At 30.5% G+C, this 14,924-nt stretch carries 17 protein-coding genes and 1 pseudogene; 6 read left to right on the top strand and 12 right to left on the bottom strand.

What is annotated here, in order from left to right:
- Position 1 precedes the first annotated feature (1 nt).
- Positions 2 to 808 (bottom strand): cytolethal distending toxin subunit A/C, encoded by an 807-nt coding sequence (locus L8X33_RS04710; protein ID WP_133319529.1) that lies wholly within the window; start codon positions 806 to 808, stop codon positions 2 to 4.
- Positions 809 to 964: 156 nt separating this feature from the next.
- Here L8X33_RS04710 and pepT point away from each other — a divergent pair, with 156 nt between their 5' ends.
- Complete coding sequence (gene pepT, locus L8X33_RS04705) at positions 965 to 2,191, top strand: peptidase T (RefSeq protein WP_133319528.1); 1,227 nt, start codon at positions 965 to 967, stop codon at positions 2,189 to 2,191.
- Between the two features lie 24 nt (positions 2,192 to 2,215).
- Here the strand turns inward: pepT and dcuC are convergent, their stop codons facing one another.
- Positions 2,216 to 3,508, bottom strand: coding sequence for a C4-dicarboxylate transporter DcuC (gene dcuC / locus L8X33_RS04700; protein WP_263670078.1), 1,293 nt, complete (start codon positions 3,506 to 3,508; stop codon positions 2,216 to 2,218).
- 9 nt (positions 3,509 to 3,517) lie between these two features.
- Positions 3,518 to 4,222, bottom strand: a complete 705-nt coding sequence (gene pepE / locus L8X33_RS04695; RefSeq protein ID WP_263670077.1) for a dipeptidase PepE — start codon at positions 4,220 to 4,222, stop codon at positions 3,518 to 3,520.
- A gap of 120 nt (positions 4,223 to 4,342) precedes the next feature.
- Here pepE and surE point away from each other — a divergent pair, with 120 nt between their 5' ends.
- From surE to L8X33_RS04670, 4 genes are all read left to right on the top strand, one after another.
- On the top strand, positions 4,343 to 5,116 hold the full coding sequence (surE, locus tag L8X33_RS04690; protein ID WP_133319525.1) for a 5'/3'-nucleotidase SurE: 774 nt from the start codon (positions 4,343 to 4,345) through the stop codon (positions 5,114 to 5,116).
- On the top strand, positions 5,109 to 5,762 hold the full coding sequence (locus L8X33_RS04685; protein ID WP_220566570.1) for a ThiF family adenylyltransferase: 654 nt from the start codon (positions 5,109 to 5,111) through the stop codon (positions 5,760 to 5,762). Before surE ends, L8X33_RS04685 begins: the two co-directional genes overlap by 8 nt.
- Positions 5,746 to 6,201 carry a GNAT family N-acetyltransferase gene (locus L8X33_RS04680; RefSeq protein WP_133319523.1) on the top strand — a complete coding sequence of 152 codons (456 nt, stop codon included), beginning with the start codon at positions 5,746 to 5,748 and terminating at the stop codon, positions 6,199 to 6,201. The genes L8X33_RS04685 and L8X33_RS04680 overlap by 17 nt, the downstream gene beginning before the upstream one ends.
- Before the next feature lie 310 nt (positions 6,202 to 6,511).
- A complete protein-coding gene (locus L8X33_RS04670; protein ID WP_263670075.1) occupies positions 6,512 to 7,333 on the top strand; it encodes a CPBP family intramembrane glutamic endopeptidase in 822 nt (273 codons plus the stop codon).
- A gap of 3 nt (positions 7,334 to 7,336) precedes the next feature.
- On the opposite strand, the gene bioC is transcribed toward L8X33_RS04670, so the two are convergent.
- The 4 genes from bioC to L8X33_RS04650 are packed head-to-tail and all read right to left on the bottom strand — an operon-like array spanning position 7,337 to position 10,387.
- A complete protein-coding gene (bioC, locus tag L8X33_RS04665) occupies positions 7,337 to 8,035 on the bottom strand; it encodes a malonyl-ACP O-methyltransferase BioC (RefSeq protein ID WP_263670074.1) in 699 nt (232 codons plus the stop codon).
- Positions 8,020 to 8,646, bottom strand: a complete 627-nt coding sequence (locus L8X33_RS04660; protein ID WP_263670072.1) for a pimeloyl-ACP methyl esterase BioG family protein — start codon at positions 8,644 to 8,646, stop codon at positions 8,020 to 8,022. Before L8X33_RS04660 ends, bioC begins: the two co-directional genes overlap by 16 nt.
- Positions 8,643 to 9,767, bottom strand: coding sequence for an aminotransferase class I/II-fold pyridoxal phosphate-dependent enzyme (locus L8X33_RS04655; RefSeq protein WP_263670071.1), 1,125 nt, complete (start codon positions 9,765 to 9,767; stop codon positions 8,643 to 8,645). Before L8X33_RS04655 ends, L8X33_RS04660 begins: the two co-directional genes overlap by 4 nt.
- Positions 9,767 to 10,387 carry a tetratricopeptide repeat protein gene (locus tag L8X33_RS04650; protein ID WP_263670070.1) on the bottom strand — a complete coding sequence of 207 codons (621 nt, stop codon included), beginning with the start codon at positions 10,385 to 10,387 and terminating at the stop codon, positions 9,767 to 9,769. The genes L8X33_RS04655 and L8X33_RS04650 overlap by 1 nt, the downstream gene beginning before the upstream one ends.
- A 129-nt stretch (positions 10,388 to 10,516) precedes the next feature.
- Between L8X33_RS04650 and L8X33_RS04645 the strand changes: the two genes are divergently transcribed.
- Positions 10,517 to 11,785: an adenosylmethionine--8-amino-7-oxononanoate transaminase gene (locus L8X33_RS04645; protein WP_263670069.1), complete on the top strand. Its 1,269-nt coding sequence runs from the start codon at positions 10,517 to 10,519 to the stop codon at positions 11,783 to 11,785.
- On the opposite strand, the gene bioD is transcribed toward L8X33_RS04645, so the two are convergent.
- From bioD to L8X33_RS08785, 5 genes and pseudogenes are all read right to left on the bottom strand, one after another.
- Complete coding sequence (gene bioD / locus L8X33_RS04640) at positions 11,759 to 12,331, bottom strand: dethiobiotin synthase (RefSeq protein WP_133319517.1); 573 nt, start codon at positions 12,329 to 12,331, stop codon at positions 11,759 to 11,761. The two genes, L8X33_RS04645 and bioD, sit on opposite strands and share 27 nt — an antisense overlap.
- Positions 12,332 to 12,338: 7 nt before the next feature.
- A complete protein-coding gene (locus L8X33_RS04635) occupies positions 12,339 to 12,653 on the bottom strand; it encodes a DMT family transporter (RefSeq protein WP_087699706.1) in 315 nt (104 codons plus the stop codon).
- Positions 12,653 to 13,000 carry a DMT family transporter gene (locus tag L8X33_RS04630; protein ID WP_087699708.1) on the bottom strand — a complete coding sequence of 116 codons (348 nt, stop codon included), beginning with the start codon at positions 12,998 to 13,000 and terminating at the stop codon, positions 12,653 to 12,655. The genes L8X33_RS04635 and L8X33_RS04630 overlap by 1 nt, the downstream gene beginning before the upstream one ends.
- Before the next feature lie 63 nt (positions 13,001 to 13,063).
- The gene (locus L8X33_RS08790) at positions 13,064 to 13,588 is read right to left on the bottom strand and encodes a methyl-accepting chemotaxis protein (protein WP_375154850.1); all 525 of its coding nucleotides are present in this window, start codon (positions 13,586 to 13,588) and stop codon (positions 13,064 to 13,066) included.
- Between the two features lie 690 nt (positions 13,589 to 14,278).
- Positions 14,279 to 14,782, bottom strand: a pseudogene (locus L8X33_RS08785) (cache domain-containing protein); the annotation flags it as partial.
- Positions 14,783 to 14,924: the final 142 nt, after the last annotated feature.

The following is a 14,924-nucleotide window of genomic DNA, read 5'->3' as shown; positions in this document are numbered from 1 at the left end:
ATCACTCTCCCGTATAAGCATAAGGCGATCTTGTTTGAAAAGCAGGCGCACTAATGCTCCATTGTCTATCTAAATTTTTTTCTTTTGATTTCAAACAAGGTGTCAAATAAATACTATAATAGTCAAAATAAAATTCCTCCATTACATTTCCAACTGTCGTTTGTATACATTGTTGTGTTGCAAAATTTTGAATTTGATAAGCACCATTGCTCATAGGATATAATCTCCAAAATTGTGCAAAATTTGTCTGATCGCAAGGATAATGTACTATACCATTACCATAAGCATTTAAGCAAGTTAAAGTTTTTGCATTTTTAATCATCACAGTATTATTTGGAAATTCAATGAGTTGCCACACTCTTGCATCACCAAAAGATTTACTATCAAATAAATTATACCCCCATATCCAATTGCCTGGATTTAAAGCCCAAACCGTTAATGCAGCTCCATTTGGGTTCATAATAGTTACAAAATCGCTTACAAATCCTATATTTTCATACAAAGCATTTGAAGTAAATCCATTGCTTGATGTAAGCCTTGGTAATGGTCCTTTTACAGCATTATCTCCTTTAAAAGTATTGACTTTCATAAGAGGTGGCTCAAGTGGTATAGCTGGGATTTTCTTACCTTCCACTAAAGTTGGTGTTTTTTGTTTAGCCGGTGGAGTTGGATTTTTACCTATTTTCAAAGGATCTCCATCGCTAAATTCTCCAAAAGAACGCCCTAAAGGATTGATTTCTTTAGAAGAACATCCAACAAAAAAAGTTATAAATACGCTCAATATCATCATAAATCTAAGTTTTTGCATATTCTCTCCTTAAAAAATATAAATTTAAATATATTATCATAATTTTAAATAAATTTTGATAGAAAATATCATTTAATAAAATCTTCTTATATTGATCAAATATTTTAAAAATGAATTGTTATAATTTTATTAATTTTAATCTAAAAAGGAAAAATTATGGATATTGTACAAAGATTTATAAATTACACTAAGATTAATACTACTACAAGTAGAGAAAATGGCGCCAAAGGCATTATGCCATCAAGTCCTAATCAAATGGAGCTTGCAAAATTACTTGAAAAAGAATTACAAGAACTAGGTTTAAAAGACATCAAAAGAAGAGAAAACACCATTACCACAGCTCTTTTACCAGCAAACACTCCAAATGCTCCTAAAATAGCCTTTTTTGCGCATTTAGATACAAGTATGGAACAAACTAATGACACCAAAGCACAAATCACTAAGTATCAAGGTGGAGATATATGCTTAAATAAAAACTTAGATCTTTATTTGAAAGAAAGTGAATTTAAAGAGCTTAAAAACTACATAGGAGATGATATTATCCACACTGATGGCACAAGCTTGCTTGGAGCTGATGATAAAGCAGCTATTGCAGCTATTATGGATATGCTTGAATTTTTTGTTAAAAATCCTGATATTAAGCATGGTGATATTTATGCTTGCTTTTTACCTGATGAAGAACAAGGTTTAAGAGGTGCAAAAGCTTTTGATATAAAAGAAATTAATGCTGATTTTGGATATTGTTTAGATTGTTGCGAGATAGGAGAGTTTATTTATGAAAATTGGAATGCAGGAGATTGTGAAGTAGAATTTATAGGAAAATCTGCTCATCCTATGAGTGCTAAGGGAAAATTAGTTAATTCTTTACTTTTAGCACATAAATTTATCTCTATGCTTCCAAATGGCGAAGCACCTGAATACACAGAAAATAAAGAAGGATATTTTTGGGTTAAAGAACTCAAGGGAAATAGTGCTAAAACTATTTTAAAAATAGATATTAGAGAATTTGATGATGAAAAATACAAACAAAGAATGCAATTTTTACAAGATTTAAACGATAGTTTTAAAAAGCTATATGGAGAAGAAAGAATTAACATTAAGCTTAACGATCGTTATAAAAATGTCTTTAATAGTCTAAAAACAACCAAATCTTTGCCTATTAAACTTGCTTTACAAGCTTATGAAAATTTAAATATCAAAACTAAAATCATTCCTATGCGTGGAGGATACGATGGAGCGGTACTTTCAGAAAAAGGCCTACCTTGTCCAAATATCTTTACTGGAGCACATAATTTTCACTCTATTTATGAGTATTTACCTGTTAAATCTTTAAAAGCAGCGAGCAAAGTTATACAAGAAATCATCATCCTAGCCGCAAAATAATTTTAAGCCTTTTAAGGCTTAAAATTATAATAACACAAAAGCAATTACAATCACCGAAACAACACAACCCAAAGCAGTTCTTTTAACAATTTCTAAAGGACTAACCCCAGCTATAGCTGAAACGATGATACAAGCTCCTAAAATAGGCGAAAGGTATCTTCCAAGCACTGCTGACATTGCCACTGCAGTACCAAGTTTAACTTGATCAAAACCAAGATCTTGAGCATGAATAGTTACAGCCTTGTTAAATGCCATAGCAGCAGCATCACCGCTACCTGTAATCATAGCCATTAAAAATGGTATAAAAGTTCCACCAAAACGCACATAATGCTGTTCATTTTTAAGCCATTCTATGATAATATCAATTACACCGCATGCTTTTAAACCCGCAACAAAAACACTAGCAGCTATGATAATCCCTATAATCTCTGCATAAGATTTTCCCATGCCATTGAAAAACTCTTTAAAAATATTATCAGGCTTGCTCATAGTTACTACTAAAGCTATAATCGCTCCTAAAAGCATAGCTTCAGCAACTCCAACTTGTTTTGTCCATGTTAAAAACTCATAATCATTTAAAGGACTTGCGCCTATGATTAGTACAATTAAAGGCACTAAAGGCATAAGCGCATAAAATGCATTTACTTTTTCAATATTATCTTCAGTCTTGTTTTGATTAGCCACTTCAAAAACTTGCCCTTTTTGATAATCTTTAAAAATCACTGCCATAATCATCAAAGAAATCATCACTATCACTCCTGCTGTTAATGCATTTGGAGTTTGAGTTAAAACAATTTCTTGTATATTTTTCCCTGAAATTTCAGAAATCAAAGCCGTATGAGAAACACCTGGACTTAAAATTCCTCCTATAGTTCCACAAAGCACTGTTGCTGCTGCCATGGCAGGTTTTATACCCGAAGCCATTAAAAGTGGTATTAAAGTCGCACCAACTGCAGCTGAACATCCTGCCGCTGAAGGTATAGCTATAGCGATAAAAAAAGTCACCATAAAAGCAAGTGGGATTAAGAAAAATCCTACATTTTTCAAAGGTGTTGTAAGTATTTTAACCAAATGTTTATCACATTTAGTCACTTTCATCACAAAAGCAAAGCCCATGCTTGCACAAATTGCCTTAATCAAAGCAGGTTGCACCATAGCATGTGTAAAAGCACTCAAAGCTTCAATGGGCTTAAGTGAAATCAAACATAAAATAAAACCAACACTAATTAAAGCTGTTTTTGTTTCTACTTTTTTAATAAGCAAATAAACCACAGCCACAATACCAAAAATCGCAGCTAAAAGATAAAAAGTTTGCATTTTTCTCCTTTAGATTTTAGTTATTTGATTGATTTTTAAATATTCTACATTAAAAGGATGACTTAGCTTTAACACATCATGATAACCTATGATTTTTAAGCTATCATCTTGCACTTTTAATGCAGAACCCTCCGGTATAGCATAAACAATGTCTTTTGGATTAGTTAATAAAAACTCTTCCAAACGCTCTTCTCTACTTTCTCCGTTGTGTCCAGGAATTTTCCCGCCAATAAAATGTGGGTTGATTTGACAAGGAAAAACCCCTAAACTATCAAAACTTTTTGGCATAACAATAGGCATATCATTAGTTGTTTTTATGCTAAGACCTGCTATGTTTGAGCCTGCACTCCAACCTATATAACAAGCCCCTTTTTCAATACACTCTTTTAACACTTCAAGCAAATCATTTTCATATAATTTATGCAAAAGCATAAAACTATTGCCACCACCTACTAAAAAAACCCTTGCATTTAAAATCGCTTCTTTTAAATTTTCAAAATGGTGTAATGATTTGATATTATCTTTTTTCAAGCCTTCTTTTACTCTAGCTTCATAAGCATCATAAGTCCTTCTAACACCCGCATAAGGTATAAAAAGAATTTCTTCATCTTTCATGGAATTTTCTTTTAAAAAATCATCTATAAATTCTCTAGTATGACTTAAATAAGCGCTATCTTTATAGCCAGAAGCACTAAAAAGTAAAAGTTTTGACATCATTCTTTCCTTTAAAAAATTAATCAAAACTATAATTTTAATATTTAAAAAATGAAAAAACAATTTAGTAATAAAAAAATATTGTATTACTTGTGTTAGAATTTAAAAAAAGGAAAAAACATGAAAGAAATTTTAATAACAAACGATGATGGCTATGAAAGTGAGGGTTTAAAAAAGCTTATAAAAATGCTAAGAAAGCATTTTAAAGCTAAAATTACCATAGTAGCTCCTGCTAGTGAAAAATCAGCATGCTCACACTCCATAACACTAACTAAGCCTTTGAGATTTCATAAGGTTGGTAAAAGATTTTACAAGCTTGATGATGGCACGCCTGCAGATTGTATTTATCTAGCTTTACATGCTTTATATAAAAAGCGTTTGCCTGATCTTGTCATAAGTGGAATTAACAAAGGTGCTAATGTAGGCGAGGATATAACCTACTCAGGAACTTGCGCAGGTGCTATGGAAGCAGTACTTCATGGAATTCCTGCCATTGCTTTATCGCAATTTTACAAAGATAATCAAAAAGAGCTTGATTATAAACTTGCTTTAAAACTTACTAAAAAAATAGTCAAAAATATCTTTGAAAAGGGCTTTCCTTTAGATAAAAAAGAATTTTTAAATATCAACTTTCCTTCTAGCAAAACAGCCTTTCAAGGCTTAAAAATTTGCAAAGCAGGTAAAAGAATTTATAGCTATAAAGCACACTCAAATACAAATCCAAGAGGTGTAGAATACTACTGGCTAGCTGCTGCTAATCTTGATCATGAAAATGAAAAAGACTCAGACATAGCACTTTTAAAACAAGGCTATGCCACAATAACCCCTATAATGCTTGATCTAACAGCTTATAAACAAATGAAAAATCTCAAAAAATGGATGAAAAATGGATAGATACACGCGTATAAAATGGCTTATTAATGAAGAAAATTTTATCAAAATTCAAAACACTAAAGTTTTAGTTTGTGGGCTTGGTGGAGTTGGTGGAATTTGTGTTGATGCGCTTTTTAGAAGTGGCTTTAGTAATCTAACTTTAATTGATGCGGATAAATTTGAAACTACTAATCAAAACCGCCAGCTTCATAGTGAAAATATAGGCGAAGAAAAAGCTAAGGTTTTTGAGCGTATTTACAATGCTAAAGGTATAGTCAGTAAAATCGATGATGAGTTTTTGAAAAGTTTTAATTTGAGTGAATTTGATCTTATCATCGATGCGATTGATGATATACCTGCTAAGGTTGCTTTGGCTAATTTACTTGATTTGAAAAAGCAAATTTTTATCTCATCAACCGGTGGAGCTAGAAAGCTTGATCCAACGCGTATTAAAACGACAAGCATATTTAAAACACATGGCGATGCTTTAGCTAAAAAATTCCGCTATGAACTTAGAAAATCGGGCTTTAAAGGGGATTTTGATGTGGTATTTTCAGATGAAGAAGCCCATTGTAAAGATCTTGGCTCATTTATGGGTGTAACAGCTTCTTTTGGACTTGCTCTAGCTTCTTTGGCTTTAAGGAAAGTGCTTGATAAGAAAGCTTGATATAAAAGACTTAGCTCCTTGTATCAAGCTTTTTAAGCAAAGCGTATCCATTCTTTGTAAAAATGATTATACAAAAGAACAAATTCGTGCTTGGATTAATATAAACCAAAAAGCTTGGGAAGAAAAATTTCAAAATCAACTAGGTTTTATTTATGAAGAAAAAGGCCAAATTGTATCTTTTATAAGTATAAATTTAGAAGAAAAAACACTCGATCTTTGCTTTACTCATACAAACTATGCTCATCAAGGTTATGGTAAAGCTTTATTAGAATTTGCTCTTAAAAACTACCCTTATAGTGAAATTTATACTTTTGCTAGCCTTAGCGCTAAAAATTTCTTTTTAAAAGCAGGATTTAAAATCATCAAAGAAAACATTGCTATAAGAGATCAAAAAGAATTAAAAAATTTTTTCATGAAAAAGAAAATAAAACGATTTTAAAAAAGCAAACAAAATGCATTTTATCTGCTTCTACTTTAAAATTTTTAATATCTTAATTACACTCAATAAAGGTATTATAAAAGATAATAATAAATTTTTCACTACAAAGGTAAAAATTATAAATATCATCAAGCTAGGTAAAAACACAAACTGGAATTTAAAACAATATAGACAAATTGTAAGTTTTATAAAAAGTAACAAAATTTACACTTTTGTCTTAAATATATAAATGTAAATGATTTAAAAAAGCTTTACCTAAGAGAAGAAGTAGTAAAACTATATCTAGATCAATTATAAACAAGGATTTTATATGTTAGCTTTAAGCACTCATCTTTTTTTGGCTATTTCTTTGATATTGCTTTCATTTGATAAAGTCAAAATTTCGTATATTTTTTTACTCTTTTCAGTCTTGTTGGGATATGTATTTAAAATTATAGATATAACTTTTATAGTGATTAATGTATTAGTTTTTATAACGGCTATATTGTATCAGTATAAAAAAATTTTCATATTAGAAATAGCATTATTTATCTATGCTTTAGCTTTATTTCTTCATTTTATCCCTGGTGTAAATAACATCAAAGTTTTAGATCAAGTTTATGTAAGCACAAATAGCGCACCTTTTAATCTTTACTTTAGTATTGACAAGCCACTAGGGGTTTTTATACTTTTTATACTTTTTCCTATTTTATTTAAAAACACAAACTACACCAAAGCTTCAGTGCTAAAATGGAGCTTATTGCTTTTATCTCCTATTCTTTTGCTGTGCGTGCCTTGGTATTTGGGTGTTATCAAACTAGAAATAAGCATACCATCATGGATTTTATATTTTTTATTTTCAAATCTTTTGTTAGTTGCTTTAGTAGAAGAAGCTTTTTTTAGAGGTTATCTCCAACAAAGACTTACACAATTTATTCACCCCAATCTTGCTTTATTAATCGCAAGCATAGCTTTTGGATTAGTGCATTATAAAAGCGGTGTTTTGATGATTGTATTTGCTAGTGTTGCAGGTGTGATTTATGGCTTAGCTTATAAATACTCAAAAAGCTTATGGATGAGCGTATTGTTTCACTATGGATTAAATTTAATCCATTTGATATTTTTTACCTATCCATTTTACTTAAAACATTAGCGATTATAGTTTTCTAACTAGAAAAAATAAAGGATGATAAGTCAAGGTATTTTGAAATTCTTTTTCATAGTTTTTTAAAAATGCCTTGCTTATGAAAAATTTTTCACTCAAAGCATTTACTCCGCTTAATTTCAAATGCCTAAAAAGCTCCAAAGTATCATCAAATTTTAACTCTTTTAATTCTTCTTTTGCTTTTATGATCTTAAAATTTTTAGAAAGCTTTTGCCTAATTTGCTCTAAAGTTAAATATTCAAGTGATAAATTAGTGCTTTGTTTTATTTGAGTGAAATTTTTTTCTCCAAAAGTAGAAAAAAGCAAAATCCCATTTTTATTTAGCATGCTTGCAAAATTTTCTAAAAGCTCATCTATCTTTAGCCACTGCATACAAGCATTTGAAGCTATAAGATCAAATTTTTTCGTGTAAAAATGATGATTTTTAAGTTCATTCATATCAAAAACGCCAAATTCATCAAACTTGCAAGGATTTTCAAAAGGATAAATATCATTTAAAAAATAATGCTTAAATTTAATACACTCTTGCAAAGCCTTACTAAAAACCCCTACTCCACAGCCAAACTCAAATACCGCTTTAAAATCGCTCAAATCATTCTCACTAAGCATTTTACAAAGCTCTTTAACCATGTCTTTTTGCACTGGTGTATTTGCGCTATAAGTATCTTTTGCTCTTATGAAAGTTTGCAAAGCTCTTCCCAAGTGTGGTATTTAAAAAATGCAAAATGTGGCTCATCGATAAACATTGCCTTTTCTTTAAAAAAATTTAAAACATGTTTTGGTGGAAAGATCTTATCATCTTTGCTAATTATGGCTTTATCCCAAGTGAAATTTTCATTTAAGTTTTTAGTGCAAAACTCATATAAACTTAAAAGTTCTTCTTTTAAATACTCATCTTTTTCAAAGTAAAATTCATCACTTAAACTCATTCTTTTTTCAAGCAAATTTGTTTTAAAATCTTCCAAAGCAAATCTTTTCATCGTTAGCTTAAAAATAGCTTCTTTAATCCCAAATTCATCATTTATAGGTAAATTTGTGCCATTTATGGCTATTTTTTTATCAAATTTTATATCTTTTAAAATTTTACTCGCTATGCAAACTCCCATAGAAAAGCCAACAAGAGTGATTTTTTCAAATTTATGAAGATCAAATTCCCAATCAAAACTCGTATAATCATACGCCATTAAAACATTTACATCACTTTTTAAATGCGTAAAATGGCTAAAATGCGAGCAAAATCCTGAAAAAAATAAAATCAACTCAGATGAATTTGCATTTTCATGTAAAAAATGAGTTTTCAAAGTACCTCCAAAACCTTTTCTAAGTCTTTTTTCACTAGCCCAGCATGCAAAGAAAAACGAATTCTAGCTGTATTTTTAGCCACGGTTGGCTCTTTAATAGCAGGTGCAAAAATACCATTTTCTAAAAGCTTTTGTGAAATTTCACTAGCTAGTGCATTTTGCCCTAAAATAAAAGATATCACATAAGCCTCGCCTAAAACTGCACCTTTATTTGCCAAAGCATTTTTAAACCAAGTGCTTAACTCTAAAAGCTCTTTTCTTTGAGCATTAAATTCATGCAAATGCTTAAAAACATGCAAAGTCCAAGCTATATTGATAGGCGCAATGGCAGTTGAGTATATAAAGGCCCTTGCTTTGTTGATAAAAAAATCTTTTTCATCACTTATCATGCAAGCTCCCATGGAAGCTATGGCCTTACCAAAGGTAAAAACTAAAAAATCCACTTCCTTTTCTAAGCCTAAAAATTTCACATAACCCAAACCATCATCTCCAAAACAACCTATGCTATGAGCTTCATCGATGTAAATTTTGATATTTTTAAATTCTTTTTTCAAATTTATGAATTCTTTTATAGGCGCAAAATCTCCATCCATACTAAATAGCGCTTCACTTATGATGATAATATTTTCAAATTCTTTGTAATACTTTTGCACTAAGCTTTGTAAATGCTTTATATCATTGTGTTTAAATCTTATAAATTTAGCCCCGCCAAGCCTTAAACCATCGATGATACTTGCATGAACTTGCTTATCTGCTAAAAATAAAGTATTTTTAATGCTTGCTAAAGCTTGCAAACAGCTAACATTTAAGGCATAGCCATTGTTAAAATGCAAGATTTTTCTGCCTAGCTTAGCTTCTAAAAAGCTTTCAAATTCATCAAAAATCGCATAATTTCCACTCAAGCTTCTTGAACTTGAACTAGAAAATTCAAATTCTTTTAAATGCGTTAAAAAATCTTGCTTCAATGCTTTTTCATTGCTTAAATTTAGATAATCATTACTCGCTAAATTCAGCAATTTTTGCTCATTATAAATAACATATTTTCCCTCATGCCCTAATGAGCGTAGAATTCTAAAATTATCTTGTTGTTTCAACTCATCTAAAATTTGTGCAATTTGCATTATTGTTTAAGCCTTGCGTAAGCTTGACAACCTAAATCATCTTTTAAATCACAAGCTTTACCAAAATATTCTAAAGCCTTAGAAGTGTCTTTTCTAACGCCTTTTCCAAGTGCATATATAGCTCCGAGATTAAAACAGCCATTTCCATTATTTAAGTCGCATGCTTTTTGATATAATTCTGCTGCTTTAAAATTATCCTTTTTTACACCATATCCATTTGCATACATAACACCAGTAGCACTACAACCAAAACCATTGTTTAAATCACAAGCCTTTTGAAAAAAACTAATTGCTTTAAAATTATCTTTTTTTACACCATATCCATTTGCATACATATACCCAAGGTGAGAGCAACCTACATTATCATTCAATTTGCAAGCTTTTTGATAAAATTCTACTGCTTTGAAATTATCTTTTTCAACACCTTTTCCATCTTCATACATGACACCAAGATTAGAGCAACTGATTCCACTATTCAAATCACAAGCCTGTTTGTAATACTTCATAGCATTTATATAATCACCACTCTCATAGGCTTTAATTCCTTTTACAAATAAATCCTCTTGCGAATATGCAAAATTTAAAAATAAAATCGCTAAGATAATCAAAACTTTTTTCATACTTTACCTTTAAATTTAAGATAAAAGCTAATTATATAAACATTTTCTAAATAATCCTTTTTTCATTTTAAAGCATAAATTTGAGTAAAAATTGTAGTATCATTAGTAATAAAAATCAAAGAAGTAAAAATGAATTTAAAAGAACTAGACTTAAAACACATTTGGCACCCTTGCACGCAAATGAGCGATCATGAATTTTTACCTTTAATACCTATAAAAAAGGCCAAAGGAGTGTATTTGTATGATTTTGATGAAAAATCCTACATAGACTGCATTAGCTCTTGGTGGGTAAATATCTTTGGTCATTGTAATAAATACATCAATGAAAAAATCAAAGATCAACTTCAAAATTTAGAGCATGTCTTACTTGCAGGCTTTTCACATGAGCCTATCATAAAGCTTTCACAAAGACTTTGTGAGCTTTTACCTTTTGATAAATGTTTTTTTGCAGACAATGGTAGTTCGGCCATAGAAGTGGCTTTAAAAATGAGTTTTCAATACCACTTAAACAATGGCTCTAAAAAGGATAAATTCTTATCGCTTAGCAATTCTTACCATGGAGAAACCTTAGGTGCATTAAGCGTTGGCGATGTAGCACTTTATAAAAAAACCTATAAGCCTTTACTTTTAAAAAGTATCACAACGCCTGTGCCAACAAGTAAAAACTATACAAAAGAACTCGAAATTCTAGAAAGCATTTTAAAAAATCATCATCATGAAATTTGTGCTTTTATACTTGAGCCTTTACTTCAATGTGCGGGCAATATGCATATGTACGAGCTTGGGTATTTAGATGAGGCAGTTAAACTTGCTAAAGATTATGGCGTGCAAGTGATATTTGATGAGATAGCCACAGGTTTTGGACGCACAGGGGAAATGTTTGCGCTTGATTATTGCTCACAAAGCATTGATTATATATGTCTTTCTAAAGCTATCACGGGTGGGTATTTACCACTTTCAGTGGTGCTTACTAAAGATGAAATTTATGAGAAATTTTATGATAGCTATGAGAGCCAAAAGGCCTTTTTACACTCTCACTCTTACACGGGTAATGCCCTAGCTTGTGCAGCGGCTAATGCGACTTTGGATATTTTTGAAAAAGAAAATATCATCGCAAAAAATAAAATCAAAAGTGCTTTTATAAAAACTCAATGGGAGAGTTTAAAAGAATTTGACTTTTTAGGAAATTTTAGAAATTTAGGCATGGTAAGTGCATTTGATATACAAAAAAGCAAATATCAAAGAGCAGGACTTGAAGTCTTTCAAAGAGCCTTAGAAAAAGGCTTGCTTTTAAGACCACTTGGAAATACAATTTATTTCATGCCACCATATGTTATAAATGAAGATGAAATTGCTTATATAGTGCAGTCTTTAAGAGAGATTTTCAAGGATTTTTGAAAGTTTTTCACACACTTTATCATCAAATTCTATGATAGGAATTTTAGCGTAATTGCTTATAAAATCCTTGCTAAAAGTATCTTGGGTTTTTAAGATTAAAGCAAGGATTTTAATATCTCTTTGTTTTAGTGCTTCTATGCTTAAAAGCGTGTGATTGATACTTCCTAGATAGTCTTTTGCGACTAAAATCGTAGGGTGCTTAAACGCACTCATATAATCAATCATTGTTTTTTCATCATCAAGGGGCGAAAAAAGCCCACCAGCTAGCTCGATGATGAGTTTATCACTTTGTGGAATTTGTATATCAAAAGCTTTATAATTTAAATTCTCTAAAATCCTACCTTTGTGTGGTGAAGCAGGAGTTTGTAAAAACACGCCTTCTTTGAAAATCTTAGTTTTTGGGCTAAACTCAGCTACTACCTCGCTATCTTTTGGCGTGCCTGCTTGGATAAGCTTAAAATAATCAAAACCCAATTCTTTACAAATTCTAGCACTTAGATAAGTTTTACCAACATCTGTGTCTATACCGCTAATGTATATTTTCATTTTAAACCTATGAAAGTATTTTTAAACCCACGGTGCAAGCAATGATAAGAGCAATCAAAAAAAGCTTTAAAAAGCTTTTGCTTTCTTTATAAAAAAGCACCCCTATGATAACCCCGCCTGCAGTTCCAGCTCCTGTCCATATAGAATAAGCCACACTCATAGCAATACTTTGCATACTAAGGCTTAAAAATCCAAATGAAAAAGCAAAACACACTATCAAAGCTAAAAGATAAAGCTTATTTTTAGTGCTTACAAGTTGTTTCATAATAATCACGCCAAAAATTTCAAAAGCAGTCGCCAAAAACAAAAAGAACCATTCCATTACTTAGCTTCCTTGCTAATGATTTTAAGGCCTATGATACTTAAAAGCAAAATGGCTATTAAAGTAAGCTTGGTAATAGAGCTTGGCTCATTGAAAATAAACATCTCATTAAGCACCACTCCAACCGTGCCAATACCTACAAAAACACTATAAGCAATACTTACTTCAAGTCTTTCACAAGCTTTCAAAAAACATGTAAAAGATATACAAACTCCAATGGCTGTTAAAGCATAATGCCAAATTTCAGTAGAGTATTTTAAACCACTTACCCAAAAACACTCAACCAAACCACCTAAAATTACCATAAACCAACCAAAATTAGAGCTTATTTTTGTTCTTTCAATCATAATCTACCTTTTTTTAAAAGTGCAAATTATAACCAAAATTACAAAATAATAAGCTCCTTGGTATTAAATTTTCTTACTTTCTACCTCTTTTAATATATCTTGAGAAATATCCCCTACTTCTTTAGTAGTTTCATTAGTAAAATTAGCTATTTTTACATTTTCTTTTGTGACATCTTCTAGTTGAATTATCGCATCATTGATTTGTGAAATACTTTGAGTTTGTTCATGCATTGATATAGAAACATCATTAACACTTTGAACTAAAATATTTACATTAGCTTCTATCTCACCTAAACTTCTTTCTGTCTTTTCAGCCAAATGACGCACCTCATCAGCAACCACAGCAAAACCTCTGCCATGTTCGCCCGCACGAGCAGCTTCTATGGCAGCATTTAATGCTAATAAATTTGTTTGTTCTGCTATGTCCTTGATCACATTTACTACTTCTTTAATATTTTCAGCTTGAGAAACAACCTCTGTAGTTTTACCTCCAACATTTTGCATAGAAATGTTTATTTGCTCTACTGCTTTTATGGATTTTTCCAAAGAATTTGATTGAGAATAAGTTCCATCAACAAGTTTTTGCATAAATTCTTCTAGTTTTTCACATTGTATAGTTAGTTTATGTGCAAATTTAGAAGAAGAAATCAACATCTTTTTGATTTCTAAACCTAAAACATTTGTTGTTATTTCTACACTTCCTTTTGCATTTTCAACCTGTGTTGAAAAATCTAAAGCCTTATAACTTTCAAGCACTCTATCAAGCTCGTTGATGTTTGATCCTATTTTCTCTTCTAAAATATCAAGCAATTCATTTAATACATTTTTTAACTCTATTAGTTGAGGGTTTATAGGATCATTATCAATTCTAACAGATAAATCTCCAAGTTCTATCTCTTTCAACTTTTGAACACTTTCAAACACAGCCTTCTTGTCTTGCTTTAAATTCTTTTGGATATTTTTTATACCATTATTGATTTCTTTACCAATAATAGCAAATTCATCATTTCCTTTGATATTTAAATCTATATCTTTCATATCGCCTTTGTAGTTTAAACTTTCAAAAAAATCTTCTAAAGCTTCTTTAATAAATATAATTTTCTTAAGAAAATGCTCTATCATACCACCCAAAATAACGATAATAACAAGGACAAAAATCACACCAAATATAACTTGGGTAATTAAAAGTCCGTTTAAAACCTCATCATAATCACTCAAAGCATTAGAAGAACACAAAGTTAAAGAATTTTCTCCCATAATACACACAGCTAAGCGTTCTTGACCTTTAAGTTTATACAAAATCAAATCAGTAGTTTCATTTGGAGTTACACTTGCAACATTAACAAAATTTTTTAACACTTCTTTAACTTCATTGTCTTCATAAAAATCTATATTAGCAGAAGAATGAGCTATCATTTCCTTTCTTTCATTGATTAAAAACACATTATTACTTGCAGTAGTTTTTAATCTTCCAAAAGCATTGCGTATATCATCTAGAAAAAACTCACCTGCTAAAACTCCATAAAATTTCCCATCAATAACAATCGGAATTGACACTGACAAAGCTATTTTTTTAGTTATGACATCTAAAAAAGGTTCTGAAATGCTTACCTTATTTTTATTTTTTGCATTTTGATACCACACGCGTTCTCTAGCATCAAAACCATCTTTTTCTTGATTTAAAATAAAATGTTTTCCTTTAGAATTAATATCTACATCAATCAAGCTACCATCTTTTTCATACCCAACATAAATAGCATTAAAAGAATAAAAACCAAACATCTTTTCTAAAAAAGAACCAATATATTCCTCACTTACATTTTTATGTTCAATAATATTTGCAGCGATTTTTTTAATATTCTCTATCTTGGTATTGAAGTATAAATCTGAAAAATTTTTTCCATTTTTAACACTTTCTTGCTTT

The sequence above is a fragment of the Campylobacter sp. CNRCH_2014_2849 genome, assembly GCF_025772845.1.
In the GTDB taxonomy this organism is placed as follows: Bacteria; Campylobacterota; Campylobacteria; order Campylobacterales; family Campylobacteraceae; genus Campylobacter_D; species Campylobacter_D lari_D.
Note: the sequence above shows the minus strand (reverse complement) of the source record. Positions and strands in the feature narration are given on the sequence as shown.

Excerpts from the sequence above, each read along its gene's own strand:
- L8X33_RS04710 (WP_133319529.1), bottom strand. The coding sequence starts at position 808 with ATGCAAAAACTTAGATTTATGATGATATTGAGCGTATTTATAACTTTT.
- pepT (WP_133319528.1), top strand. The coding sequence starts at position 965 with ATGGATATTGTACAAAGATTTATAAATTACACTAAGATTAATACTACT.
- dcuC (WP_263670078.1), bottom strand. The coding sequence starts at position 3,508 with ATGCAAACTTTTTATCTTTTAGCTGCGATTTTTGGTATTGTGGCTGTG.
- pepE (WP_263670077.1), bottom strand. The coding sequence starts at position 4,222 with ATGTCAAAACTTTTACTTTTTAGTGCTTCTGGCTATAAAGATAGCGCT.
- surE (WP_133319525.1), top strand. The coding sequence starts at position 4,343 with ATGAAAGAAATTTTAATAACAAACGATGATGGCTATGAAAGTGAGGGT.
- L8X33_RS04685 (WP_220566570.1), top strand. The coding sequence starts at position 5,109 with ATGGATAGATACACGCGTATAAAATGGCTTATTAATGAAGAAAATTTT.
- L8X33_RS04670 (WP_263670075.1), top strand. The coding sequence starts at position 6,512 with ATGTTAGCTTTAAGCACTCATCTTTTTTTGGCTATTTCTTTGATATTG.
- L8X33_RS04655 (WP_263670071.1), bottom strand. The coding sequence starts at position 9,767 with ATGCAAATTGCACAAATTTTAGATGAGTTGAAACAACAAGATAATTTT.
- L8X33_RS04650 (WP_263670070.1), bottom strand. The coding sequence starts at position 10,387 with ATGAAAAAAGTTTTGATTATCTTAGCGATTTTATTTTTAAATTTTGCA.
- L8X33_RS04645 (WP_263670069.1), top strand. The coding sequence starts at position 10,517 with ATGAATTTAAAAGAACTAGACTTAAAACACATTTGGCACCCTTGCACG.
- bioD (WP_133319517.1), bottom strand. The coding sequence starts at position 12,331 with ATGAAAATATACATTAGCGGTATAGACACAGATGTTGGTAAAACTTAT.
- L8X33_RS04635 (WP_087699706.1), bottom strand. The coding sequence starts at position 12,653 with ATGGAATGGTTCTTTTTGTTTTTGGCGACTGCTTTTGAAATTTTTGGC.
- L8X33_RS04630 (WP_087699708.1), bottom strand. The coding sequence starts at position 13,000 with ATGATTGAAAGAACAAAAATAAGCTCTAATTTTGGTTGGTTTATGGTA.
- L8X33_RS08790 (WP_375154850.1), bottom strand. The coding sequence starts at position 13,588 with ATGCAAAAACTTGTTGATGGAACTTATTCTCAATCAAATTCTTTGGAA.